Here is a 24,623-nt window from a genome sequence, read left to right on the forward strand (position 1 = left end):
TGTAGCGTCAACGCTTGCTGGCTTCGCGCGCTCGCGCGATCAGCGCGGAAGTGGATGAATCGTGCTTCGATGGGTCGAACTGCGCTGCGACGAGGTCCGCCTCCACGACTTTGCCGAGTATCTTGCCGAGCTCCACGCCCCATTGATCGAACGGGTTGATGTTCCAGATCGTGGCTTGTACGAGCACCTTGTGCTCATAAAGTGCAATGAGCGCACCCAGCGAGTGGGGCGTCAAGGCGTCGACAAGCAGTGTCGTCGATGGCCGGTTGCCCGGGAAGACGAGGTGCGGCACGAGCTCCGGCTTGTCGGGGCCGGCGACCTTGCGTGCTTCCTCGACCGTCCGCCCGAGCATGAGCGCTTCGCTCTGCGCGAAGCAATTGGCGAGCAGCTTCGGATGATGGCTCGCGAGCGGATGCTCCGGCGTGAGCACCGCGATGAAGTCGATCGGCACGATGGTCGGGCCTTGATGCAGCATCTGAAAGAACGCGTGCTGCCCGTTCGTGCCCGGTTCGCCCCACGTGACGGCCGCAGTCGCGTAGTCGACGAATTGTCCGTCGAGCCGCGCGGACTTGCCGTTGCTCTCCATTTCGAGCTGCTGTAAATACGACGGCAAGTAGTGCAGCGCCTCGGAATACGGTGCGACGAGATAGCTTTGCGAGCCGAAGAAATTGCGGTACCAGATGCCGACGAGTCCCATCAGGACGGGCAGGTTGCGCTCGAGCGGGGCTTGCCGGAAGTGGGTGTCCATGGCGTCGGCGCCGGCTAGCAGCGCGTCGAAATGCTCGGGCCCGACGGCGATCATGATCGAAAGACCGACCGCCGACCACAGCGAATAGCGCCCGCCCACCCAGTCCCACATTTCAAAGACGTTCTTTTCATCGATGCCGAACTTGACGACTTCGCCCGGATTGGCAGACACGCCGACGAAATGCTTGGCGAGCGCCTGCTCGGGGCAGCCTCGTTGCACGAACCAGTCGCGCAGCGAGCGCGCGTTCGTCATGGTCTCGAGCGTCGTGAAGGTCTTCGAAACGACGATCGCGAGCGTCTCCTCGGGATCGATGCGGGCAAGGACGCGAGCGAGGTCGGCACCGTCGACGTTGGAAACGAAGTAGCTGGCGATCTCGGGATGCGCGAGATGATCGAGTGCATGGACGACCATTTTCGGACCGAGATCCGAACCGCCGATCCCGATATTGACGACATGACGGATGCGCTTGCCGGAGTAGCCGGTCCACGCCCCGCTCCTCACGCGTTCGGCAAAGGCGGCCATCTTGGCGCGCTCGGCGCGGATTTGCGCGTGGTAGGGGGCATCGGCGCGCGTGGCTCGCAACGCGGTATGCAACGCCGCACGGCCCTCCGTGGGGTTGACGATGGCGCCTTCGAACATGGCGTCGCGACGCGCTTCGACGCCCGCTTCGCGCGCGAGCGCAACGAGCAGGCGCAGTGTGTCGTCGGTGATCCGGTTTTTCGAGAAGTCGGCGGCGAGGCCGCCCCCTTCGAAGGTGAAGCGCTCGGCGCGGGTGGGGCTGGTGTCGGCGGCGAACCAGTCGCGCAGCCGCGCTTCGCGAATCGTGTCGTAATGCGCTTGCAGCGCGGACCAGGAGGAAAGCGAGTTCGTCGTCATGGCTGTCGGTCGATCGTTGGGGGCTCGAACGAAGGCCGCGGCACAGGTGGCCGGGCCGGCTTTCGCTTGCTGCTGCGACCCGCTGTGCGCCGCCGGCCGCGATGGCGGCGGCGCCTCTCGAGAAATGCGGCGGGGTCGAACAGTATAGCGGCGTTGGAGGGTGGCCCGCATTACCAGCACGCGTCACTCGCGCGCCGGATAAATCAGCCGATTGATGGAAGCGCGCACCGTCGGGGCGAGCTCTCCCGCCGTCAACCCGGCCGGCCCGATCCCGTGGGCCGTCAGTGTATCCGCGGCAAGACCATGGAAGTAGACGCCCGCGAGCGCGGCCTCGAAGGCCGGCAGGCGCTGAGCGAGCAACGCGCCGATGAGGCCGCCGAGAACGTCCCCCGTGCCTCCGGTGGCCAACGCCGCGCCGCCGGTCGGGTTGATCGCCACGCGCGCATCGGGAGCGGCAATGACGGTCCCTGCGCCTTTCAGGACGACAACTGCACCGAACCTGGAAGCGAGTGTTCGCGCGGCTGTGACGCGATCGCGCTGCACCGTCGCCGCGTCACAGCCCATCAGGCGCGCCGCCTCGAGCGGATGCGGCGTCAGGACAGTCGCTGCGCCCGCCGCGCCGCGCTCGACGAGCGCTTGCGCGAGACGAGCCTGCTGCGCCAGCAAATTGAGCGCGTCCGCATCCAGCAGTTTGGGCATATCGAGCGCGATAGCGTCGGCAAGCACATCGGCCGCGCGTTCGCTTGTCCCCATGCCGCAGCCGATCGCCAGCGCGTCCATGCTCGCGAGGCGAAGCGTATCCAGCGGATGCAGCATCAATTCGGGGTAGGGCGGATCGTAAGGCGGCGCGCCGCTGCCGAGAAAGGCGACATGCACTTTGCCCGCCCCGGCATGCAGCGCGGCCCGCGCCGCGAGAATCGGTGCGCCGCACATACCGGTGTCGCCACCGACCACCGCAAGGCTGCCGAACGTGCCTTTATGCGATGCGAATGTGCGCGCGGGAAAAACGTCGGTGAAGAGATCTGGCGCGTTCAACCGAGCGACAGGCGTCGACAGCTCGATGACGTCAGCGTCGATGTCGAGCGGCGCAACCCATAGAGTGCCGGTCAAATCGCGGCCGTGGCCCATGTAAAGGCCCGGTTTCGCGCCGATGAACGTGATCGTGTGCGAAGCGCAAGCGGCGACGGCGCCGCCGACGATGGTGCCCGAGTCACTGTCCAGCCCGCTCGGCACATCGAGCGCGAGCACGCGGCCGCATCGGCGGGCGTGCGCGCCGATGCGGCCGGCCAGCTCGGCGAACATGCCCTCTAGCGGACGCGCGAGCCCGATCCCGAACAGACCGTCGACGATCCAACCGTAGCGCTCGAACGAGGCCGGCGGCACATGCGAGATCGGCACGCCGGCCGAGCGCGCCGTACCGAGCGCCCACCGCGCATCGTCGGGTTTGACCTCCACCGGCATGCACACTTCGACAGGCACGCCGGCCTGGTGCAGCCCCGTTGCGCACATGAGCGCGTCGCCGCCGTTGTTACCGGGACCTGCCGCGAGCCAGACGGGCCATCCGCCCGCCAGGGAACCGTCGTGTCCCGCCTGCTCGAGCAGGCATCGCGCCGCTGCCGCACCGGCGCGCGCCATCAGCGTGTTGGCCGGCAAGCCTGCCGCCGCACGATGCTCGATTTCGCGCACTTGCGCCACCGAATAAAGCGGCAGCGGCCGCTCCTGCGGATGGACAAAACTGGAACGCGGCGGGGGCGAGGCGGCTTCTGTCATGGGTCTCGGATATCCGGGAGCGTCGCAGCGGCAACGGGCACGAGACCGATCGCTCGCCACCCGTGGCGTGCCTCGGCGGTGGGTGGCCGCACGCTTGCGGCCATGCGGTGGTTCGCTCAGCTCGCGAAACGATCGGCGCGCAACGCGGCAAGCGTATCGGGCGGAACACTGGGCTCGGTGCCGCTGATGATTTCAGCAAGCACTTTAGCAGACCCGCAGGCGAGCCCCCAACCGGCCGGCCCGTGCGCGAGATTGACGAAGAGCCGCGGATGCGACGCCCGGCCGACGACGGGCAACCCGTCCGGCGAAAGCAACTGGACGCCATCCCATGAGTGCGCGGCCGAAATCTTGGCGGCGCCCGGTATCCAGTCATGCGTGGCTTGCGCCAGCAGCGCCGTTGCGGCCGTGGCAAGCGGTTCCGGGGCCGGTTTTGCGATTTCGCGCTCCGGCTGCACGAGTGCCGCACCCGCCACGCGCACCCTCTGATTCACGCGCGTCATCGTAATGCGCCGGACCGTATCGACGACCGCGACATGCGGCACACACTCCTCGTAGGCGATCGGTGCCGTCAATGCGAAAAAGCGGGCTGGGTGCAAGGGCAGATTCGTTGTGGCCCGTTCGATGAGGGGGAGGCTGCCGGCGCCCGCGGCAACGACGATCGCGTCGGCCGATACGACATCGACTTCCCGTGCGCTCGCGCGTTCGCTCGGCGCAGGCGCGAGTTCCACCGCCGCGCGCTGCTCGTCGAGCCGCAAGGCTTCGACCGCGCGGCCGAACATGAACCGGACACCGGCTTGCTCCTCGAGCACTTGTTTGACGAGCTTCGTGAACAGCGGGCAGTTGCCTAGGCGCTCATGCTCGAAGAACACGCCGCCCGCAAACTCGGGATCGGTGGGTATCGAATGCTCGAGATCGGCACATTCGCGTGCCGTGAGCACCTGATGCTGGACTTCGAACTCGCGCAGCAAATCGAGCGCGCTTTGCGCAAGCTCCCACTCGCGCGGGTGCCGCACCACGTGAAGCATTCCGCTGCGCTGCTCGAATTCGAAATCGAAGCGCGTCTCGAGCGCCTCGAGCGTCTCGCGCGACAGATCGACGAGCGGCCCGAGGCGCCGATACTGGTCTCGAAACGCATCCGGCTCCTGAAAGGCGGCGAGCCGCTGCATGAAGCGCCGCGTGCTGCCGTTGAAGCCGGGCTTGTAGACGAGACCGCTGCGCGGTATCCGCGCATTGGGCACGAATGTGGGGCCGAACCATACATCGAGCGGCGTGGGCAGGAGCGCGCCGCCGTGCCCATAGGTGGCCCCCTGCGCAACGGTTGCATGGCGCTCGATGACGCAGACGCGGTGTCCGGCCAAATGCAGCTGATATGCGGTGGCGACGCCGACGACCCCGCCGCCTATGACGATGACATCCATTGAATGATTGCTCGGAGCCGTGCAAACCGCGAGGCGCGCTCGCATTGCGCCTTCGCGTCGAGGAAGCAAACCGCGGATGATAGCGCCAATCGTGCCTGCACGCCTCACCCGCGCGAGCGAAACCGGTCCCGAGCCAGCGCCGCGGCTCCGCCGTGGCGGCATTGCGGCCTGGATCGGAGCGGCTTATTGGGGGCCGACTTCCGGGTATAATCCTGGTCTTCCTTTCGCTTCATGTCGTCCGCACGCGTGGCCAGTGACGCGCGTGCCCGACCCATCGACGCCCACGTCCTTTCATGGCTCACTTCTCGTGCTTTCCCGGTGCTTCGGCGCTCTCCGACTTCCGTCAATCCCGTCTCATCGACACGCTCGGCCGCATCGACGCGAACATCGTCGATGTCCGCGGGCAATACCTGCACTTCGTCAGTTCGGCCGAGCCGCTCTCGCGCGAGGATAACGAGCGCATCGAGGCGCTCCTCCACTATGGCGCGCCGTTCGCTGCCGGCGAAGGGCGCGGCGCGGGCGAAACGTTTCTCGTCGTGCCCCGCTTCGGCACGATTTCGCCGTGGGCCAGCAAGGCGACCGACATCGCTCATCACTGCGGTCTCGATCACGTGCGGCGTATCGAGCGCGGAATCGAGTACACGGTGACGCTCAAAGCGGGCTTTCTGGGAGTGGGGACCAAAAAAGGACTTTCGGACGAGGCGCGCGCCGCGGTCGCGGCGGCGCTGCACGACAGGATGACCGAAAGTATCGTGGGCTCGCGCGGGGATGCGCACCATCTGTTCGACGAATTGCCCGCCAAGCCGCTTTCGACGGTCGATGTCCTCGCCGCGGGCCGGGCCGCGCTCGAGCAGGCCAATAGCGAGCTGGGCCTCGCGCTGGCGGATGACGAGATCGACTATCTCGTCGATGCCTTCACGAAGCTCGCGCGCAATCCGAGCGACGTCGAGCTGATGATGTTCGCACAGGCGAACAGCGAGCACTGCCGGCACAAGATCTTCAACGCGCAATGGACGATCGACGGCGAGCCGCAAGACATGTCGCTTTTCGCGATGATCAAGAACACGGAAAAGCTGAATCCCCAAGGCACGATCGTCGCCTACTCGGACAATTCGGCGATCATGGCGGGCGGCCCGGCCGAGCGCTGGTTCCCGCGGCAGGCCGCCGATGCCGGTGACGGCGCGGGCATGTTCGACGAGCGGTACGGCCGCCACGTCGAGCTCACGCACACGCTGATGAAGGTCGAAACGCATAACCACCCGACCGCCATCTCGCCGTTCGCGGGCGCCGCGACGGGCGTGGGCGGCGAAATTCGCGATGAAGGCGCGACGGGACGCGGCGCGCGGCCGAAGGCGGGGCTCACCGGATTCTCGGTGTCGAACCTGGCACTGCCGGATGCGCTCGAACCTTGGGAAAGCGCCCGTGACGCCGCCGTGCCGCTCGCCGAGCGCAATCCCGCGGACACGTACGGCGCCTACGGCCGCCCCGATCGCATCGCATCGCCGTTGCAGATCATGATCGACGGTCCGCTCGGCGGCGCCGCGTTCAATAACGAATTCGGGCGGCCGAATCTTGGCGGCTATTTCCGCGTCTACGAGCAAAACGTCGGCGGCCAGGTACGGGGCTACCACAAGCCGATCATGATCGCGGGCGGCATCGGCAACATCTCGGATGCCCACACGCACAAGCACGACCTGCCGGCAGGCTCGCTGCTGATTCAGATCGGCGGCCCCGGCATGCGCATCGGCATGGGCGGTGGCGCCGCGAGTTCGATGGCAACGGGCGCGAACACGGCGGAACTCGATTTCGACTCGGTCCAACGCGGCAATCCGGAAATCGAGCGTCGTGCGCAGGAAGTCATCAACGCCTGCTGGCAGTTGGGCGCCGGCAACCCGATTCTCAGCATTCACGACGTCGGCGCGGGCGGTCTGTCCAACGCGTTCCCCGAGCTCGTCGATGGCGCGGGCAAAGGCGCGCGCTTCGAACTGCGCCGCGTGCCGCTCGAAGAGAGTGGACTGTCGCCGCGCGAAATCTGGTCGAACGAAGCGCAAGAGCGCTATGTGCTGGCGATTGCGCCGGCCGATCTGCCGCGTTTCGAAGCCATCTGCGTCCGCGAGCGCTGCCCGCTCGCCGTCGTCGGTGTCGCGACCGAGGCGCGCCAGCTCCAACTGATCGACACGCAAGGCGAGGGCCCGGCGCAGCATCCCGTCGATATGCCGATGGATGTGCTGCTGGGCAAGCCCCCGCGCATGCACCGCGATGTCGCGCGCGTGGGTGCTGCGCGGGTACCGGTCGACGTGACCGGTTTGTCGCTCGCCGAGATGGCGGTGGCGGTGCTCAAGCATCCGAGCGTGGCAAGCAAGTCCTTCCTGATCACGATCGGCGACCGTACGGTCGGCGGCACGAGCGTGCGCGACCAGATGGTCGGCCCGTGGCAAGTACCGGTGGCGGACTGCGCGATCACGGCGCTCGACTACGCGGGTTTTCGCGGCGAAGCCATGACCATGGCGGAGCGCGCGCCGCTGGCCGTCATTGATGCACCGGCGTCCGGCCGGATGGCCGTCGGCGAGGCCATCACGAACATCGCCGCTGCGCCCATCGCTTCGCTCGACAAGCTCAAGCTGTCGGCCAACTGGATGGCCGCTTGCGGTAGCCCTGGCGAGGATGCGGCGCTGTTCGATACCGTCAAGGCGATCGGCATGGAACTGTGCCCGGCGCTCGGTATCAGCATTCCGGTCGGCAAGGATTCGCTGTCGATGAAAACGAAATGGGACGAGCGCGGGGTGGCAAAGGAAGTCACGGCGCCCGTCTCGCTGATCATTTCGGCATTTGCGCCTGTCGACGACGTTCGCCGGCATCTGACGCCGCAGTTGCGGCGTGCGGCCGAGGTTGGCGACAGTGTCCTGATCGCAATCGATTTGGGGCGCGGCAAGCATCGGCTCGGCGGCAGCATCCTCGCGCAGGTCACGCAGCAAGTCGGCGACACTGTGCCGGACGTCGACGATCCCGAAGATCTCAAGCGCTTTTTCACGGCAATTCAAACGCTCAATGCCGACGGCTTGCTGCTGGCCTATCACGATCGCTCCGATGGCGGACTGTGGGCCACGGTTTGCGAAATGGCATTTGCCGGGCATGTGGGCGCCTCGTTGAACGTGGACATGCTCGCGCTCGATGCCGGTCATGAGTTCGATTACGGGGACGCCAAGGATTGGGCGAAGCAAACGAGCGGGCGTCGCGACGACCGCACGCTGCATGCGCTGTTCAACGAGGAACTCGGCGCCGTCGTGCAAGTGCGTGCGAGCGAGCGCGACACCGTGCTCGCGCTGTTGCGCCAGCATGGACTGGGTGCCTGCTCGCATGTGATCGGCAAGCCGAACGAGCGCGACATCGTGGAAATCTACCGCGACGCCAGGAAGATCTATGACGCGCCGCGCACCGAGCTGCAGCGGGCGTGGACCGAGGTGAGCTGGCGCATCGCACGGCTGCGCGACAATCCCGCCTGCGCCGACGCCGAGTACGAGACGTTGCTCGATGCGGCGGACCCGGGAATCGCGCCGCATGTGACGTTCGATCCGAGCGGGGACATTGCCGCGCCGTTCATCGGCACGGGCGCACGCCCCCGCGTGGCGATCCTGCGCGAGCAGGGCGTGAACTCGCATCTCGAAACGGCCTACGCATTCGATCGCGCCGGTTTCGATGCTTATGACGTCCACATGAGCGATCTGCTCTCGGGCCGCACGACGCTTGCCGACTTCGCGGGTGCCGTGGCATGCGGCGGCTTTTCGTATGGCGATGTGCTGGGCGCCGGCGAAGGCTGGGCAAAGACGATCCGCTTCAATCCGCGGCTCGCGGACATGTTCGCCGCGTTTTTCGGCCGTCGCGAGACGTTCGCGCTCGGTATCTGCAACGGCTGCCAGATGCTCAGCAGTCTCGCTTCGATGATCCCCGGCGCCGAAGCGTGGCCAAAGTTCACGCGCAACAAGTCCGAGCAGTTCGAAGCGCGCTTTTCGCTCGTGTGCGTCGACTCTTCGCCGTCGATTTTCTTTGCGGGCATGGAAGGATCGCGCCTTCCGGTTGCCGTCGCACACGGCGAAGGCTTTGCTGACTTCTCCCAGCAAGGCGATGCGTCCCGCGTAAGCGTCGCGATGCGCTATATCGATCATCGCGGCGAGGCCACGGAGCGGTATCCGTTCAATCCCAACGGATCGCCGAACGGCATCACTTCGGTGACGACGCCCGATGGCCGCTTCACCGTGCTGATGCCGCACATGGAGCGCGTGCATCGCACGGTGCAGATGAGCTGGCACCCCGAGGGCTGGGGCGAGGCGAGTCCGTGGATGCGCGTGTTCCGTAACGCACGGCGCTGGCTCGGCTGAGCGCAAGGCGCCGCCTCCCCGCCTCGCTGCGGCACGCTGGCTCCAGAAACGACAAAGCCGCCCGATGAAGAAGGGCGGCTTTGTCGCTTGAGGGGCGGCCTGCGATTACTGGATCTTGGCCTGGGCGCGCAGGTTCTGCTCGAACGCCTGCAGTTTTTCCTGCTGCATCTGCTGAACGATCTGCGGCTTGACCTGATCGAGCGGCGGCGGGGCGATGGCTCGCGTATCGTCGAGCCGGATGATGTGCCAGCCGAACTGCGTATGGACGGGCGCGTCCGTCATCTGGCCTTTCTTCAGGTGTTCCGCGGCCTGCGCGAATTCCGGCACATAGGCCTTCGGATTCGACCAATCGAGGTCCCCGCCGTTTTTCGCCGAACCGGGGTCTTTCGAATACTGCTTCGCGAGGTCTTCGAAATTTGCACCGCCCTTGATCTTGGCGATCAGGTCTTTTGCCTGCTGTTCGTTCTCGACGAGGATGTGATGCAAGTGCAGTTCGTTGCCGGCGGCTTGTTTGACGAGCTCGTCATAGCGCGCCTTGACCTCGGCATCGCTCGGCGCGTGCTTCTTGACGAAGTCCTCGATGAGCGCACGCAGGACGACCGTCTGCTGAGCGACGGCGATCTGGGCCTTGACGTCGGGGTGTGACGGGATCCCTTCGCGCACGGCTTCCTGCATCAGAATTTCGCGATTGATCAGTTCATCGCGTACAGCTTGTTGCAATTGCGGCGAATCCTGCTGCCCCTGCTTGACGAGCTGACCCACGAGCGCATCCGCGCGCGATTTCGGAATCGGCGTTCCGTTCACGACGGCAACATTTTGCGCAAAAGCCGGGGCGGCGGCGAACGCAGCCAGCAGCACCCAAAGACGGGGTTGGTTAAAGGTCATCGAGAGTTCCTAACGTTTCCTAACGGGAAGGGTTCGGTCAATCGTTGCGCCGCGAAGGCTCCGCACGGGTTCGACACGATGCGTGTTTATCGTTCGGAGCGTCGCATTCAGGACGTCGAAGACGGCGCATCGCCGAGCCGCGTGAATTCTTCGGGCGTATAGGCCGTGATGGCGAGCGCGTGAATGCCGCGCTGCATCACGTCGGCCAGCGCATCATACACCAGGCGATGCCGCGCCAGCCGGGGTTTGCCCGCAAACGCGGACGACACGAGCGTGACCGCGTAGTGTCCGCCGGCGGCCGCACCGGCATGGCCCGCATGCAGCGCGCTGTCATCGCGGACCGAGAGCGACGAGACGGGCAGCGCCGCATTCAGGCGCGCCTCGATGAAGGCAATACGTGCCGCGGGTCCCGCTTCGACGAAAGCGCTGCTCGACAGTTCACTCATCGCTCACTCCTCCTTCAAATACTTCGCGAGCCACAAACTTTGCGCGACGATGAAGACGACCATCGCCCCCGTCGTGCCGAACAGCTTGAAGTTGACCCACTGCGACTCCGTGAAATTGCCGACCACATAGAGGTTGGCCACACCGAGCGCCACGAAGAAGAGCGCCCATGCGACGTTGAGCTTGTCCCAGACGCCGTCGGGCAGGCTCAACTGTTTGCCCATCATGGTCTCGATCAGGTTTTTGCGAAAGCCATAGCGCGCGACAAGCAGGCCCGACGCGAAGAGCCAGTAAAGCGCGGTCGGTTTCCACTGAATGAATTTCTGATCGTGCAAGACGAGCGTCGCACCCCCAAAGACGACGATGACGCCGAGACTGACCCACAGCATCGTATCGACCTTGCGATGGCGAAACGCGACCCAGGCAACTTGCAGCAAGGTCGCGGCAATGGCGACGGCGGTCGCCGTGAAGATGCCCCAGACCTTGAATGCGACGAAAAAGAGGATGATCGGGAAAAGGTCGAAGAGAAATTTCATGAATGGCCGAGGGTGTCGGAAGAAGGCGACGAAATGTCGGCGAACGCGGCCGCCCCGGTTCGGCCCCGCTCGAGAACCAGGGACAGCACGCCGGCGGCGCTACTTGGGGTCGAATTGTAGCGCAGCCGAATTGATGCAGTAACGCAGGCCCGTCGGTGCCGGGCCGTCTTCGAATACGTGGCCCAGATGTGCGCCGCAGTGCTTGCAACGCACTTCGATGCGCAGCATGCCATGAGAGCGATCGGTACGTTCTTCGATGACCTCGCCGTCGATGGGCTTGAAATAGCTGGGCCAGCCGCAGCCTGCGTCGAATTTCGTCGACGACTCGAAAAGCGGCGTTCCGCAGCACACGCAATCGTAAATGCCGCGTTCCCAGTGATCCCAGTACCGGCCCGTGAAAGGGCGCTCGGTGGCGGCGTGGCGTGTAACCTCGTACTCGGTTTCAGAAAGCTGACCGCGCCACGCCTCGTCGGGTTTGCCCAGCGGATAGTCTTCGTCGGTGGGGGCCGGGGAGGCGAGCGGATCGTGAGGATCGGTATGACGGTTCATGGGAAGATGTCTCCATCGAATGGCGCCCGCTTGGCGGGCGCTCGTTGCGAGCGTGAAGAGGGCTAAGACGAGCAGCTCACCGAGAGCGTGCCCGCCCACTCCGGCGGCAGCGCCGCGTAGTCCTCGAATTCCGGCTGCTCGTCGAATGGCCGCGAGAGCACCGCGGCAAGGCGCGCCACTTCGGAAAAGTCCTTTTCCATCGCCCGCCTGATCGCGGTTTCGGCCAGATGATTGCGCAGCACGTACTTCGGGTTGATGCGATTCATCGCCTCGCGCCGCGTGGCGTCGTCGCGCGGGTCCAACGCAAGCCGCGCGCGATAGTCCGCGGCCCATCGGTCGAACGCCTCCCGATCGAGGAACATGTCGCGCACCGGAGCATCGCCGCGCGCATCGTCCTTCGAAACCTGCGCGAGGCGGCGGAACGTCAGCGTGAAATCGGCACGGCCGGCATGCATGAGTTCGAGCAGTCGGTCGACGAGCTTGTCGTCGCCCGGTCGCACGTCCGACAAGCCGAGCTTCTCGCACATCCGGCGCTCGAACGCCGGCGCAAAGCGGGCCTTGAATCCTTCGAGCGCCTCTTGCGCGTCGGCGACCGAGCGCTCGGCGCGCACGCTCTCCTCGTAATGTGCGCCGATGAGCGGCAGCAGCGCCTGGGCCAGGCAAAAGCAGTTCCAATAGGCGATCTGCGGCTGCATACGATAGGCGTAGCGGCCCTGCGTATCCGAATGGTTGCAGATGTGGTTGGCGTCGAAGGCATCGAGAAAACCGAACGGACCGTAGTCGATGGTGAGGCCCAGTACCGACATGTTGTCCGTGTTCATGACGCCGTGGCAAAAGCCCACTGCCTGCCACTGCGCAACCATGTCGGCGGTACGGGCGACTATCTGTGGGAGCATGGCCAGATAGGGGTCCGACGTTTCCCTGCACTGCGGGTAAAAGCGATCGATCACATGATCCGCGAGCGCGCGCAGCGCGTCGATCTTCTCGCCCGCATAGAAATGCTCGAAATGTCCGAAGCGCACGAAGCTCGGCGCCACCCGTGTGACGACAGCCGCCGTTTCGATCTCCTCGCGGCGCACGGGTTGATCGGATCCGATCACGCATAGAGCACGCGTCGTCGGAATGCCGAGATGATGCATGGCCTCCGAGCAGAGAAATTCCCGGATCGAAGAGCGCAGGACGGCGCGTCCATCCCCCATACGCGAGTAGGGGGTGCGGCCGCTGCCTTTCAGCTGCAGCTCGTTGCGCAGACCGCCGTGCTCGAGTTCGCCGAGCGAGAGCGCGCGACCGTCGCCAAGCTGTCCCGCCCAGACGCCGAATTGGTGCCCCGAGTAGACAGATGCGTACGGCAACGCCGCCTGCGGCCATTCGCGCGTGGCGTTGCCGCTGAAAAGCTCGACGAAGCCGGGCGTCTCGGCAATGCGCGGCTCGAGCCCGAGGAGCGCTGCCGCGTCGGCCGAAAACGCCACCAGATAAGGGGCGGGTAGCGGGGCCGCGGGCAGCCGCGTGAAAAACGCGGTGCCTAGCTCGGCGAACGAACCGCTGCGCGCGGTGCCCAGCGCGCTCGCGAGTTCATCGGCGGTGTCGAGCGGTGCTGCGATGCTTGGGGAAAACGACATATTGAGGTGCCTTTGAGTTACCCGCTATTGTAAGGCGCCGGCCGAGGGCGCGTCGCAAGCCGCGCGAGCCCGGGCTGCGGGCACTCGAGCGCACCGGACGCGATCGCGGGACGACAACGAAAATAGGAGGGCGCCGCCATGACCGAGCCTCTGCTGGGCCAGATGATGGACATACCGCTCAACGTTTCGATGCTGCTGCGGCACGCCGCGCGTTATGCGGGGGATACGGAGATCGTTTCCCGGCGCATCGAGGGCGATATTCACCGCTACACCTATCGCGATTGCGAAAAGCGCGCCCGGCAACTCGCCCAGGCGCTGATCCGGCTGGGCGTCCAGCCCGGAGAGCGCGTCGGCACACTGGCGTGGAACGGCTACCGTCACCTCGAAGCCTATTATGGGACGACGGGGTTCGGTGCCGTTTGCCATACGATCAATCCGCGGCTTTTTCCAGAGCAGATCGCCTATATCGTCGCGCATGCCGACGATCGATACATCCTGTTCGATACGACGTTCGCGCCGCTCGTGGCCGAGCTCGCACCGCGCTGCCCGAACGTGAAGGGCTGGATCGCGCTCGCGGATGCCCCGAAGGAAAGCCCCCCGGGCAGTGTGCCTTTGCTGTACTACGAGCCGCTGCTCGCGGCCGAGGACGGTGAGTTCGAGTGGCCCGAACTCGACGAGCGGCTCGCCTCGTACCTTTGCTATACCTCGGGTACGACGGGGCATCCGAAAGGCGCGCTGTACTCGCACCGATCCGTGGTGCTGCATGCCTACGGCGCATCGCTGACCGGCGCGATGGGAATTTCGGCGCGCGATTCGGTGCTCCCCGTCGTGCCCATGTTCCATGTCAACGCCTGGGGCATCCCTCACGCGGCGCCGCTGAACGGGGCAAAGCTCGTGCTGCCGGGCAAGGACCTCGACGGCAAATCGCTTTACGAGCTGATGGAGGCGGAGCGGGTCACCTTTTCGGCTGGCGTGCCCACGGTCTGGATGGGCTTGCTCGCGCACGTGCGCGAAGGCGGCAAGCGCTTTTCGTCGCTCGAACGCACGGTCATCGGCGGCTCCAGCTGTCCCCCGGCGATGCTGCGCAGCTTCGAAGACGATTATGGCGTGCGCGTGATCCATGCCTGGGGCATGACCGAGCTTTCGCCGCTCGGCACGCTTGCGCGACTCAACTGGGAGCAATCGCAGCGCCCGCGCGAAGAACAGCGGCGGTTGCTTGAAAAGCAGGGCACGGTCATCTTCGGCGTCGACATGAAGATCGTCGATGCGAACGGCGCGGAATTGCCGCGCGACGGCGTGGCGTTCGGCGATCTATACGTACGCGGCCCATGGGTGATCGACCGCTACTTCGCGACCGAGACATCCGCGCTCGTCGACGGTTGGTTCCCGACGGGCGACGTGGCGACGATCGACAGCGAAGGCTTCCTGCATATCACCGATCGCAGCAAGGACGTCGTCAAATCCGGCGGCGAATGGATCAGCTCGAGCGAGGTGGAGAATATCGCCGTCGCCCATCCCGACGTCGCCGAGGCAGCGTGCATCGCGTGCCCGCATCCGAAATGGGGCGAACGTCCGCTGCTCGTCGTCGTCAAACGGCCGACCGGCGATGGCCTGACTCGCGAGGCGCTGCGCGCGTTTTACGAAGGCAAACTGGCGAAGTGGTGGATTCCCGACGACATCGTTTTCGTACCCGAATTGCCCCATACGGCGACGGGCAAACTGTCGAAGATGAAGCTGCGCGATATGTTCCGGGATCATGTGTGGCCGACGAAGGAGCGAACATGAAAGGGCAAGACGAGGCCCTCCTCGTAATCGATCTGCAAAACGACTTCATGCCGGGCGGTGCCCTGGCCGTCGCGCGCGGTGACGAAGTCGTGCCCGTGGCGAACCGGCTCGCACGCGCGTTCGAGCATGTGATCGTGACCCAGGACTGGCATCCGCGGGACCACATCTCGTTCGCCGCCAGCCATGCGGACAAGTCACCGTTCGAGCGCATCGCGTTGCCGTACGGCGAGCAGGTGCTGTGGCCCGTGCACTGCGTGCAGGGCACGGCGGGCGCGGCGCTGCACGAGGCGCTCGACATCGCCCATGCGAGGCTCGTCATTCGCAAGGGCTATCGCCGCACGATCGACAGTTACTCGGCCTTCGTCGAGGCGGATCGCGAAACGCCGACCGGACTGGCCGGCTATTTGCGGGACTCGGGCGTCAAGCGGGTCTGGTGCTGCGGTCTCGCAACCGACTACTGCGTGGCATGGACCGCGCTCGATGCGCGGGCCGCGGGGTTCGAAGCCCTCGTCGTGGAAGACGCCTGCCGAGCCATCGACCTCGAGGGCTCGCTCGAACGCGCGTGGCGAGACATGGATGCGGCTGGCATTGCGCGCGCTCGCGCCGAGGACGCATTGCGGTAGTCGGCCTCGAACGGGCTCGAAACGAAACGGGTATCATCCGTCGCTGACATCTGACAGGCCGACCGTCGGCGCGACAGCCGGCCGAACGCAAACGAACGGAGCTCAGCGTGATTCGACACATCGTAATGTGGAAATTGAAGGACACGGCGGAAGGTGCAACACGCGCGGAAAACGCATTGAAGCTGAAGGAAAAGCTCGAAGGCTGCCGCGATATCGTGCCGGGCATCCTGCGCATCGAAGTCGGCATTGCGAAGCCGGAACTCGAATCGACCTACGACGTCGTGCTCCTGTCCGATTTCGCCGACAAGACCGCGCTCGACGCGTATCAGGCTCACCCCACGCACGAAGCGCTCAAGTCGTTCGTCGGCGCCGTACGCGAAGCGCGCCAGTGCATCGACTACGAAATCTGAGACCCATCAGCCCCCCGCAAAAACCGCGATGCCGCACACTCCGCCTCCCGCCGGTCATGCCAATGTGATCGAAAGCCCCTTCGTCGATCACCTCGGTGTGCGTCTCGTATCGGCCGCCGACGGTGTCAGCGAGGTCGAACTGCCGCTCGACGCAACCCTTATGAACACGTGGCAGGTCGCGCACGGCGGCGTCACCATGACGCTGGCCGATGTCGCGCTCGCGACGGCCGCGCGCAGCCTGGCCGGCGACGGCATGGGCGTCGTCACGGTCGAAATGAAGGTCAATTTCATGCAGCCCGGGCGCGGCGAGTTGCGCGCGTTCGGCCGCGTGCTGCATCGTTCGACGACGATGGCGTACTGCGAAGGCGAAGTGCGCGACAGCGAGGGCCATTTCGTCGCCAAGGCACTCGGGACGTTCAAATACATGCGGCGCCTGGCCGTCGGCCGGGACATCGTCGAGCAGCGAACCCGGCGCATACCGACGGGCAAACCAGGCCCCAGCGACGGCTGATCCTCTCGCCTGCCGCTCGGGCGGCCACGGCCCCCGGGCTCCCGCCGTCCACAGGGATTTTTTCGTTTTCGGCTTTGCGCTTGCCGGACGCTTATCGAAGGAGAAAATCGCCATGACTCAGATGAACCGCCGCGTGCTGCTCGTCTCGCGTCCACAGGGTGCCATGACGGCCGACAACTTCCAGCTCGTCGCAACGCCGCTCGAGCCGCTTGCCGACGGGCAGTTTCGCGTCCGCAATCATTGGCTGTCGATCGACCCGTACATGCGCGGCCGGATGAACGAAACGAAGTCGTACGCCGCGCCGCAACCGCTCGGCGAAGTGATGATCGGCGCAACGGCCGGAGAAGTCGTGGAATCGCGCAACACCCGCTTTGCGGTGGGCGACAAGGTCACGGGCGTATTCGGTTGGCAGGAATTCGGCACATCGGACGGCACAGGCGTGACGAAGGTCGACGATACGGCGATCCCGCTCTCGGCTTATCTCGGCGTCGCGGGAATGCCGGGCGTGACGGCGTGGTACGGGCTCAACGAGATCATTGCGCCGCAGGCAGGGCAGACGATCGTCGTCAGCGCGGCCAGCGGTGCCGTCGGCAGCGTCGTGGGCCAGTTGGCGAAGCTGGCCGGATGCCGTGCCGTAGGGATTGCGGGCGGCGCCGAGAAGTGCCGCTACGTGACGCAGACACTCGGCTTCGATGCCTGTGTCGACTATAAGGCCGGCAAGCTCCAGGAGGACCTGGAGGCTGCCACGCCCGAGGGCGTCGACGGCTGCTTCGAAAACGTGGGCGGCGCCTCGCTCGATGCGACGCTCACGCGGATGAACCCGTTTGGGCGCATCGCGTTATGCGGCATGATCGCGGGTTACGACGGGGCGCCCCAGCCGCTTCGGCAGCCCGCGCTGATCCTGACGATGCGCCTGACATTGCAGGGTTTCATCGTGACCGAGCATCTGGATATCTGGCCGCGGGCGTTGGCCGAGCTCGCCTCGCTCGTTGCGCAAAAGAAGCTTAACTACCGCGAAAGCGTAATGGAGGGGCTCGAGCATGCGCCCGACGCTTTGATGGGGCTTCTAAAGGGACGCAACTTCGGCAAGCAACTCGTCAAGCTCGTTTGAGGAATCGGAGTCCGTCATGCAGGTGTTCGAAGGCAAGGTTGCCGTGATTACCGGCGCGGCGAGCGGATTGGGCCGCGCGTTTGCCGAACAGGGCGCCGCGCTCGGCATGAGACTCGTGCTCGCGGATATCGATTCCGATGCTCTGGCCGATACGGCAGCGACGCTGAGGGCCGCCGGTGCAGAGGTCGTTGCTGTGCCCACCGATGTCTCGGACGCCGGCGCGGTCGAAGCGCTCGCCCGCAAGACGCTCGATAGCTATGGCAAAGCGCATCTGCTGTTCAACAATGCGGGCGTGGGTGCAAGCGGCCTCGCCTGGGAGATGAGCGCGAACGATTGGGCGTGGGTCTTCGGCGTGAACGTGATGGGTGTGGCGCACGGTGTGCGCGTATTCGCACCAATCATGATCGGGCAGAACGAGCCCGCGCATATCGTGAATACCGCGTCCGTCGCGGGATTCCTCGCGCCGCCATTGATGAGCGTCTACAACGCCTCGAAGCATGCCGTCGTCGGACTGACCGAAACGCTTTATCACGATTTGCGCAAGGTCGGCGCCCCGGTGGGGTGCTCTCTGCTGAGTCCGGCGTTCGCACCGACAAACATCGCTGATGCCGAGCGCGCGCGCCCCGCGCGCTGGCGCAACGACACGGCACCGACGGCATCGCAGATCCTCGCTGCGCGCGAGTTGCGCAAAGCCGTGCGTGCCGGACGGCTCACGGCCGCCGATATCGCCAACGCGACGTTCGACGCGATACGCGACGAACGCTTTTATGTGTTTACGCATCCGGCCATTGTTCCGAGCATCCGCTTGCGGCACGAAGATATCGAAAGGCAGCGTCAGCCCAGCGATCCGAGCAGTCCGGCGTGAGTCGTCAGCCCCCGGTGTTCGAGGCGCCGCCGTCGATCCAGAAATCGAAGATGCGTTCGACGTCGCCCGGGCGGCGCACGCGATGCGATCCGTCATCGTCGCTGCGCTCGGCGAGATGGACCCGGAGGCCCGTGCTCCCCATATCGACGCGCAAGGCCGTCGTGCCGCGGGTCCCGTAATCGGGCGTCTCGATGAACGCCGCGGACAGCGCGCGTTCGCGTTCGAGCGGGATGCCGGTGCAAGGCAGCGTGTCGTCGGGTGCGATCTGTCTGTCGAGCATCAGTTCGATAAGGGCCGCAAGCGGGGCTTGCCCGTTGCCAGCACTCGTCAGCGCAGCCAGTGCGGCGCGCTTTCTCGCGAGCTTGGGCCAAGGCGTGTCGAGCACCGCATTCGAAATACCGTGTGTGCCGGGCGGGAGTAGGACGGGCGGCGCTTCGCCGCGGTTGCAGTACCACGCGAGCTCGCGCCGGACAAAATCGCCTGCCAGCAGATTGAAGCCGTTGTAGATTGCGCCGCGCTCGGCCACCCGCGCGAGGTAGTCGAGCGGGGCAAGACGCTCGCCGGCGAGATACTCCGCGACGAGCATCCCGCGCGTCGGTGCATCGGGCCGTGTGTCGAGCGGGGCGCGGTAATTCGTGAGCGCGGCGAAGCGTCCGTCGCGCGATACACCCAGCCAAGTCCCGCCGCCCGCCAGATCGCGGCCGGCCAGTACTTGCGGAAGATCGGTCCACCATCCGAGGGGAGCGGTCTCGCGGCGAAAATATTCGTCGCGATTGGCGGCGAGCGTGAACAGAGGGCCGTGTGCCGCATCGGGCCGCCAGTCGAAAACGATGAGGCACATCTGGCGCGTCAGACTTCCGTGGGCAATGCGTACGGCAACGGCTCGAACGCCAGTTCGGGCCCCTCGGCGGTACCGACTCGAACGACGCCTTCGTCGAGCGATGCAAGCTTGATCTCGACGAGCGCGTCGAAACCGCCTCGTGGCGCGGCCGCGACATTGACGATCATCCCGCACGGCTGGCCAGGATCGGCCGAATGGAAGAGTTCCGCGCCGGCGCGCACCGGGTCGCTATCGGTGGCGATATGCGCGAGTGCCACGCGCCGCTTGATCGTGCCGCGGTACTGGCTGCGTGCAACGACCTCCTGGCCCGGATAGCAGCCTTTACGAAAGTTGACGGCGCCCAACGCGTCGAAATTGACCATTTGCGGCACGAACTGTTCGACCACGTCCGCTGTAATGCGCGGCTCGCCCGCGCGGATGTCCAGCCAATCCCAAACGGCCGACGAAACGTGCGCGAGACGGGCTTCGAGCCCCGGCAGGCAGGCCTCGACCTCGGCTTTCGGGCCGATCCACAAATAGCGGGCGCGGCCGTTGGCGTCGGGCACACGCACGAGCGAGCCCAACGGGCCGGCGACCTGCACGTTCACGCCGTCCGGCAGCGCTTCGAATACGCTCGAAAGCGCTTCGCGCACATCGCCCGCGAAGCCGATCACGGCGACCGCGTCCGTGATATCGACAAGCTTCGCCTTTGCGCGCAACACGAACATCGACAGCCGCTTTTGAACATTCGCGCAAACGGTTCGCGCGACGAGCAGCCGAATCGATTGCCCGGCGCGCCACGTGAGCATGGAGGCGATGAGGCGGCCTTTTGGCGAACAGTAGCCGGCCAGCCGCGCACTCGCGGCGTCCAGATGCTGGACGTCGTTCGTCAGCTGGCCATGAAGGAAGCTCGCGGCGTCGTCCCCCGTGGCCTCGATCACACCGAACTGATCGAGCGCCATGAAAGCGCCGCGCGCGAGGACCGCGTCGAATTCGCCCGCAGGCGGGCGGAATAGGCCCGGTGCGGGCGAAGCGGGGGGCAAATCGGGTGCGTGGGGGGCATTCATGGATTCGATATCCGGTCAATCCTGACTTTGGCTGATGCGAGCAAGCTATTATATGGGGTCTACCCGAGCCTTGTTTCGCATGTCCCTTCTGAAGAAATGCTTCGCCCTCGGTGCAGTTGCCGTCGTTTTGCTTGCCGCCGCCGCGGGCGGCGGATATTTCTGGGCCACGAGCCCCGTCACGCTCTCGGCTCCCGTGGTCGATGTCACGATCAAGCCGCACAGCAGCGTGCGCAGCGTCGCGTTGCAACTCGTGCGGGCGGGCGTGGCGCTCGCCCCCGAACCGTTCGTTCTGATGACGCGCGCGCTGGGCCTGCAAACGCGGCTGAAATCCGGCAACTATGAGTTCAAGAGTGGCGTGACGCCGTACGAAGTGCTGCAAAAGCTGGCGCTCGGCGACACGAACGAGGACGTCGTCACGATCATCGAAGGCTGGTCGTTCAAGCGCATGCGCGCCGAAATCGACGCCGACCCGTCACTCAAGCACGACACCGTGGGGATGACGGACACCCAGTTGCTGGCTGCGATCGGGGCGCAGGAAAAGGACCTCGCGAATGCCGAGGGGCTCTTCTTCCCGGATACGTACCTGTTCGACAAGGGATCGAGCGATATCGACGTGTACCGGCGCGCGTACCGGTTGATGCAGCAGCAGCTCGCGCGCGTCTGGATCGAGCGCGCACCCGGGTTGCCTTACCAGACGCCGTATGAGGCGCTGACGATGGCGTCGCTCGTCGAGAAGGAGACGGGCAGGGCTGCGGACCGTCCGCTGGTCGCGGCGGTGTTCGCCAACCGGTTGCGTATCGGCATGCCGTTGCAAACCGATCCGTCGGTGATCTACGGTCTGGGCGACGCGTATACCGGCAGGCTGCGCAAGCGGGACTTGCAAACGGATACCCCGTATAACACCTATATGCGGCGCGGTCTGCCGCCGACGCCTATTGCGCTCGCAGGCGCGGCATCGCTCGAGGCGGCGACGAAGCCGGCGCCCACGGGCGCGCTCTATTTCGTTTCGCGCGGCGACGGCACCAGTGTCTTCTCCGATACGCTCGGCGATCACAACAAGGCGGTCGATAAATATATTCGAGGTCAACCCTAAATGGCGCGCGGCAAATTCATCACCTTCGAAGGCATCGACGGCGCAGGCAAAACGACGCATCTGGCATGGTTTCGGGAACGTCTCGAAGACAAGCTGAGCCCTGCGGGCAGCGCTGTCGTGACGACGCGCGAGCCCGGCGGCACACCGCTCGGCGAAGCCTTGCGCGAGCTGCTGCTGCACGAGCGGATGGACCTCGAGACCGAGGCGCTCCTGATGTTCGCGGCACGCCGGGAGCATCTCGCGCAGGTCATCGAGCCGGCGCTCGCACGCGGCGACTGGGTCTTGAGCGACCGATTCACCGATGCGACGTTCGCCTATCAGGGCGGCGGCCGCGGCTTGCCGCGCGATAAGCTCGAGGCGCTCGAACGCTGGGTGCAGGGCGGATTCCAGCCGGATCTGACCGTGCTTTTCGATGTGCCGCCGCGAACCGCCAGCGAGCGGCGCGGCGCGGTGCGCTCGCCCGACAAGTTCGAGAGCGAGACGCTCGCGTTTTTCGAGCGCACCCGCGCCGAGTATCTGCGGCGCGCGCAAGAAGCCCCGCATCGGTTCTTGGTTGTCGATGCGACGCTCGGCATCGACGAAATCCGACACCAGCTCGCGCGGCTTGTGTCGACGCTTTGAGGCGAATCGCCGCGACGAACGCGGCACCGCGCCCCGCTTCTCATTTAAACGCAACGTCTGGACGATTCGACGATGATTCATCCTTGGCAACTGGACGACTGGAACCGCTTGCAATCGTTGCGCGGGCAGTGGCCGCACGCCCTTTTGCTGCACGGCCAAGCCGGTATCGGCAAACTCCGTTTCGCGCAACACGTCGTGCAAGGCCTGCTGTGCGAGGCCCCGCGCGCCAACGGCGAGCCTTGCGGGGCCTGCGCGGCCTGCAATTGGTTCGTTCAGGGCAACCACCCCGACTACCGGGCCCTGTTCCCGGAAGCGCTGGCTTCGGAGCTGGGCTCGTCGGCGCCTGCCGCTGAGCACGACGAGAAAGCGGACAGCGAAGACGGCAAAAAGACGCGCACGCTGAGCAAGGAAATCAAGATCGAGCAGGTGCGGGCGCTGCTCGATTTCTGCGGCGTGGGCGCCCATCGCGGCGGCGCGCGCGTGGTGCTCGTCTATCCGGCGGAAGCGCTCAATGCGGCGGCGGCCAACGCGCTCCTGAAGACATTGGAGGAGCCGCCGGCCGGCGTCGTCTTTTTGCTCGTCTCGGCACGCCTCGACAGGCTTTTGCCGACGATCGTCAGCCGGTGCCGCCAATGGCCGATGCCGACGCCCGCGCCCGAACTCGCGCGCGAATGGCTGGCGCAGCAAGGCGTGGCGGACGCCGATGCGCTACTGGCCATGGCGGGTGGCGCGCCGCTTGCCGCACTCGCGCTCGCCGCGGACGAAAACCGGCCGCTGCGTGAGTTCACGCTCAAGCAGCTCGCGGCCGGCCCCCAATGCGACGCGTTCGCTTGCGCCGAGGCGCTGCAAAAGCTTCCCGTGCCCATCGTGCTCGGTTGGCTGCAGCGCTGGCTTTACGACTTGCTCGCCGAGCGCACCGCCCATCGGCCGCGCTACTTTCCAGCGGCGGCCCGCGATCTCGCGCACTGCGCGCAGCGCGTCGACGCCAATGCGTTCGCGCGCTATATGAAGACCGTTGCACGTGAACGTGCGGTCGAAAACCATCCTCTCAATGCGCGTCTCGTCTTCGAGGCGCTGTTTCTCGGTTACCGCGAGCTCTTCGTCCAGTCCGCGCACGCTTGATACGAGCCCACGCCATGTCGATACACATTCGGGATGCAACCCTCGACGATCTTGCCTCGATCGTCGCCATTTACAATTCGACGATCGCCTCGCGCAGCGTCACGGCCGACCTCGAACCCGTGACGGTCGAGAGCCGCCTGCGGTGGTTCCACGCCCACGGCGCGGCGCGTCGGCCATTGTGGGTCGCCGAGCAGACGGAGCGCGACGATCGCGATGACGCGGGGCGCGTGATCGGCTGGCTGAGCTTTTCCGACTTCTATGGGCGCCCGGCCTATGCGCGCACCGCCGAGCTCAGCATTTACCTCGACGAGTGCGCACGCGGCCGTGGACTTGGCAGGCAACTGCTGGAGCAAGCGCTCGAAGCGGCGCCCGGCCTTCGGATCGATACCGCGCTTGGATTCATCTTCGGCCACAATGCGCCCAGTCTGGCCTTGTTTCGCCGGGCAGGCTTCGAAGACTGGGGCATGCTGCCCCGTGTCGCGGTGCTGGACGGCGTGGAGCGCGATCTCGTCATTCTCGGCAAGCGAATCGCATAGCGAATTCGTTCGCCCGTTGCGCAAAGGAACCCAGGATGTTTGTCGATTCTCATTGCCATATCAACTTCGAAGGACTGGCCGATCGCCTGCCCGACGTGCTCGAGAATATGCGAGCTCAGCAAGTGACGCACGCGCTTTGCGTCAGCGTCGATCTGGAGACGCTGCCGGCCGTGCTCGACATTGCTTCGGCGTATGACAACGTCTTTGCGTCGGTCGGCGTGCATCCCGACCATGAAGACGCGCGCGAGCCCACCGTGTCGGAACTCGTCGAGCTCGCGAAGCATCCGAAGGTCGTGGCGATCGGCGAGACCGGACTGGATTACTACCGGCTCGAAGGCCGCTCGATCGCCGACATGGAATGGCAGCGCGAGCGCTTTCGTACGCACATCCGCGCCGCGCGCGCGACGATGAAGCCGCTCATCGTCCACACGCGAGCGTCGGCCGACGATACGCTGAGGATCATGGAGGAAGAAGCGGCTCACGTACCGGGCGGCGTCATGCATTGCTTCACGGAGCCGTGGCCGATCGCCGAGCGCGCGCTCGCGCAGAACTTCCACATTTCGCTGTCCGGCATCGTCACGTTCAAGAGCGCGGCCGACGTGCAGGACGTCGCACGGCGTGTGCCGCTCGAGCGTTTGCTGATCGAAACCGATTCGCCGTACCTCGCACCGGTTCCCTACCGTGGCAAACCCAATGAACCTGCGTACGTCAGCCATGTCGGAGCTTTCATCGCACAGATACGCGATATGCCCAAGGAAGCGCTCGCCGAGGCGACGACCCGGAATTTCTTCCGGTTATTCGCCTCGGCCGCGCGATCCTCGAGCTGAACGACACGTTC

General features: G+C 65.6%; 22 protein-coding genes. 12 read left to right on the forward strand and 10 right to left on the reverse strand.

The window, feature by feature from the left end; translation table 11 throughout:
- Positions 1-7: 7 nt before the first annotated feature.
- The 3 genes from pgi to ACR9ZC_RS17050 all read right to left on the reverse strand — a co-directional run bounded on the left by pgi (position 8) and on the right by ACR9ZC_RS17050 (position 4,812).
- A complete protein-coding gene (gene pgi, locus ACR9ZC_RS17040) occupies positions 8-1,624 on the reverse strand; it encodes a glucose-6-phosphate isomerase (RefSeq protein ID WP_481581198.1) in 1,617 nt (538 codons plus the stop codon).
- A 183-nt stretch (positions 1,625-1,807) separates the two neighbouring features.
- On the reverse strand, positions 1,808-3,394 hold the full coding sequence (locus ACR9ZC_RS17045) for an NAD(P)H-hydrate dehydratase (protein WP_481581199.1): 1,587 nt from the start codon (positions 3,392-3,394) through the stop codon (positions 1,808-1,810).
- A 116-nt stretch (positions 3,395-3,510) separates the two neighbouring features.
- Positions 3,511-4,812 carry an FAD-dependent oxidoreductase gene (locus ACR9ZC_RS17050; RefSeq protein ID WP_481581200.1) on the reverse strand — a complete coding sequence of 434 codons (1,302 nt, stop codon included), beginning with the start codon at positions 4,810-4,812 and terminating at the stop codon, positions 3,511-3,513.
- Positions 4,813-5,105: 293 nt separating this feature from the next.
- Between ACR9ZC_RS17050 and purL the strand changes: the two genes are divergently transcribed.
- A complete protein-coding gene (gene purL / locus ACR9ZC_RS17055; RefSeq protein WP_481581201.1) occupies positions 5,106-9,188 on the forward strand; it encodes a phosphoribosylformylglycinamidine synthase in 4,083 nt (1,360 codons plus the stop codon).
- A gap of 105 nt (positions 9,189-9,293) precedes the next feature.
- Here purL and ACR9ZC_RS17060 read toward each other — a convergent pair whose 3' ends face one another.
- The 5 genes from ACR9ZC_RS17060 to ACR9ZC_RS17080 all read right to left on the reverse strand — a co-directional run bounded on the left by ACR9ZC_RS17060 (position 9,294) and on the right by ACR9ZC_RS17080 (position 13,221).
- Positions 9,294-10,073 carry a peptidylprolyl isomerase gene (locus ACR9ZC_RS17060; protein ID WP_481581202.1) on the reverse strand — a complete coding sequence of 260 codons (780 nt, stop codon included), beginning with the start codon at positions 10,071-10,073 and terminating at the stop codon, positions 9,294-9,296.
- 107 nt (positions 10,074-10,180) lie between these two features.
- Positions 10,181-10,519, reverse strand: coding sequence for a BolA family protein (locus ACR9ZC_RS17065; protein WP_331572559.1), 339 nt, complete (start codon positions 10,517-10,519; stop codon positions 10,181-10,183).
- Between the two features lie 3 nt (positions 10,520-10,522).
- Entirely contained in the window at positions 10,523-11,053 is a 531-nt protein-coding gene (locus tag ACR9ZC_RS17070; protein WP_481581203.1) for a septation protein A, read from the reverse strand.
- Positions 11,054-11,152: 99 nt separating this feature from the next.
- The gene (gene msrB, locus ACR9ZC_RS17075; RefSeq protein ID WP_440562111.1) at positions 11,153-11,602 is read right to left on the reverse strand and encodes a peptide-methionine (R)-S-oxide reductase MsrB; all 450 of its coding nucleotides are present in this window, start codon (positions 11,600-11,602) and stop codon (positions 11,153-11,155) included.
- A 62-nt stretch (positions 11,603-11,664) separates the two neighbouring features.
- Positions 11,665-13,221, reverse strand: a complete 1,557-nt coding sequence (locus ACR9ZC_RS17080; protein WP_481581204.1) for a protein adenylyltransferase SelO — start codon at positions 13,219-13,221, stop codon at positions 11,665-11,667.
- Between the two features lie 138 nt (positions 13,222-13,359).
- On the opposite strand from ACR9ZC_RS17080, the gene ACR9ZC_RS17085 reads away from it, so the two are divergent.
- The 6 genes from ACR9ZC_RS17085 (at position 13,360) to ACR9ZC_RS17110 (ending at position 18,526) form a co-directional block, all read left to right on the forward strand.
- On the forward strand, positions 13,360-15,006 hold the full coding sequence (locus tag ACR9ZC_RS17085) for a 3-(methylthio)propionyl-CoA ligase (protein ID WP_481581205.1): 1,647 nt from the start codon (positions 13,360-13,362) through the stop codon (positions 15,004-15,006).
- The gene (gene pncA, locus ACR9ZC_RS17090) at positions 15,003-15,629 is read left to right on the forward strand and encodes a bifunctional nicotinamidase/pyrazinamidase (RefSeq protein WP_481581206.1); all 627 of its coding nucleotides are present in this window, start codon (positions 15,003-15,005) and stop codon (positions 15,627-15,629) included. Before ACR9ZC_RS17085 ends, pncA begins: the two co-directional genes overlap by 4 nt.
- A gap of 107 nt (positions 15,630-15,736) precedes the next feature.
- On the forward strand, positions 15,737-16,039 hold the full coding sequence (locus tag ACR9ZC_RS17095; RefSeq protein WP_481581207.1) for a Dabb family protein: 303 nt from the start codon (positions 15,737-15,739) through the stop codon (positions 16,037-16,039).
- Between the two features lie 28 nt (positions 16,040-16,067).
- Positions 16,068-16,550 carry a PaaI family thioesterase gene (locus ACR9ZC_RS17100; RefSeq protein ID WP_331572544.1) on the forward strand — a complete coding sequence of 161 codons (483 nt, stop codon included), beginning with the start codon at positions 16,068-16,070 and terminating at the stop codon, positions 16,548-16,550.
- Positions 16,551-16,662: 112 nt separating this feature from the next.
- Positions 16,663-17,661 (forward strand): NADP-dependent oxidoreductase, encoded by a 999-nt coding sequence (locus ACR9ZC_RS17105; RefSeq protein ID WP_481581208.1) that lies wholly within the window; start codon positions 16,663-16,665, stop codon positions 17,659-17,661.
- Between the two features lie 16 nt (positions 17,662-17,677).
- Positions 17,678-18,526, forward strand: coding sequence for an SDR family oxidoreductase (locus tag ACR9ZC_RS17110; RefSeq protein WP_481581209.1), 849 nt, complete (start codon positions 17,678-17,680; stop codon positions 18,524-18,526).
- A 4-nt stretch (positions 18,527-18,530) separates the two neighbouring features.
- On the opposite strand, the gene ACR9ZC_RS17115 is transcribed toward ACR9ZC_RS17110, so the two are convergent.
- Both ACR9ZC_RS17115 and ygfZ read right to left on the reverse strand, forming a co-directional pair.
- Complete coding sequence (locus tag ACR9ZC_RS17115; protein WP_481581210.1) at positions 18,531-19,367, reverse strand: NRDE family protein; 837 nt, start codon at positions 19,365-19,367, stop codon at positions 18,531-18,533.
- Between the two features lie 8 nt (positions 19,368-19,375).
- Positions 19,376-20,413 carry a CAF17-like 4Fe-4S cluster assembly/insertion protein YgfZ gene (gene ygfZ / locus ACR9ZC_RS17120; protein WP_481581211.1) on the reverse strand — a complete coding sequence of 346 codons (1,038 nt, stop codon included), beginning with the start codon at positions 20,411-20,413 and terminating at the stop codon, positions 19,376-19,378.
- A 79-nt stretch (positions 20,414-20,492) separates the two neighbouring features.
- Between ygfZ and mltG the strand changes: the two genes are divergently transcribed.
- The 5 genes from mltG to ACR9ZC_RS17145 all read left to right on the forward strand — a co-directional run bounded on the left by mltG (position 20,493) and on the right by ACR9ZC_RS17145 (position 24,612).
- On the forward strand, positions 20,493-21,506 hold the full coding sequence (gene mltG, locus ACR9ZC_RS17125; protein ID WP_481581212.1) for an endolytic transglycosylase MltG: 1,014 nt from the start codon (positions 20,493-20,495) through the stop codon (positions 21,504-21,506).
- Complete coding sequence (gene tmk, locus ACR9ZC_RS17130; protein ID WP_481581213.1) at positions 21,507-22,127, forward strand: dTMP kinase; 621 nt, start codon at positions 21,507-21,509, stop codon at positions 22,125-22,127.
- A 72-nt stretch (positions 22,128-22,199) separates the two neighbouring features.
- Positions 22,200-23,249, forward strand: coding sequence for a DNA polymerase III subunit delta' (locus ACR9ZC_RS17135; RefSeq protein ID WP_481581214.1), 1,050 nt, complete (start codon positions 22,200-22,202; stop codon positions 23,247-23,249).
- A 14-nt stretch (positions 23,250-23,263) separates the two neighbouring features.
- Positions 23,264-23,785 carry an N-acetyltransferase family protein gene (locus ACR9ZC_RS17140; RefSeq protein ID WP_481581215.1) on the forward strand — a complete coding sequence of 174 codons (522 nt, stop codon included), beginning with the start codon at positions 23,264-23,266 and terminating at the stop codon, positions 23,783-23,785.
- A gap of 35 nt (positions 23,786-23,820) precedes the next feature.
- Positions 23,821-24,612 (forward strand): TatD family hydrolase, encoded by a 792-nt coding sequence (locus tag ACR9ZC_RS17145; RefSeq protein WP_481581216.1) that lies wholly within the window; start codon positions 23,821-23,823, stop codon positions 24,610-24,612.
- The last annotated feature ends 11 nt before the right edge of the window (positions 24,613-24,623 follow it).

Source organism: Trinickia sp. HAY1-2D (genome assembly GCF_056754935.1).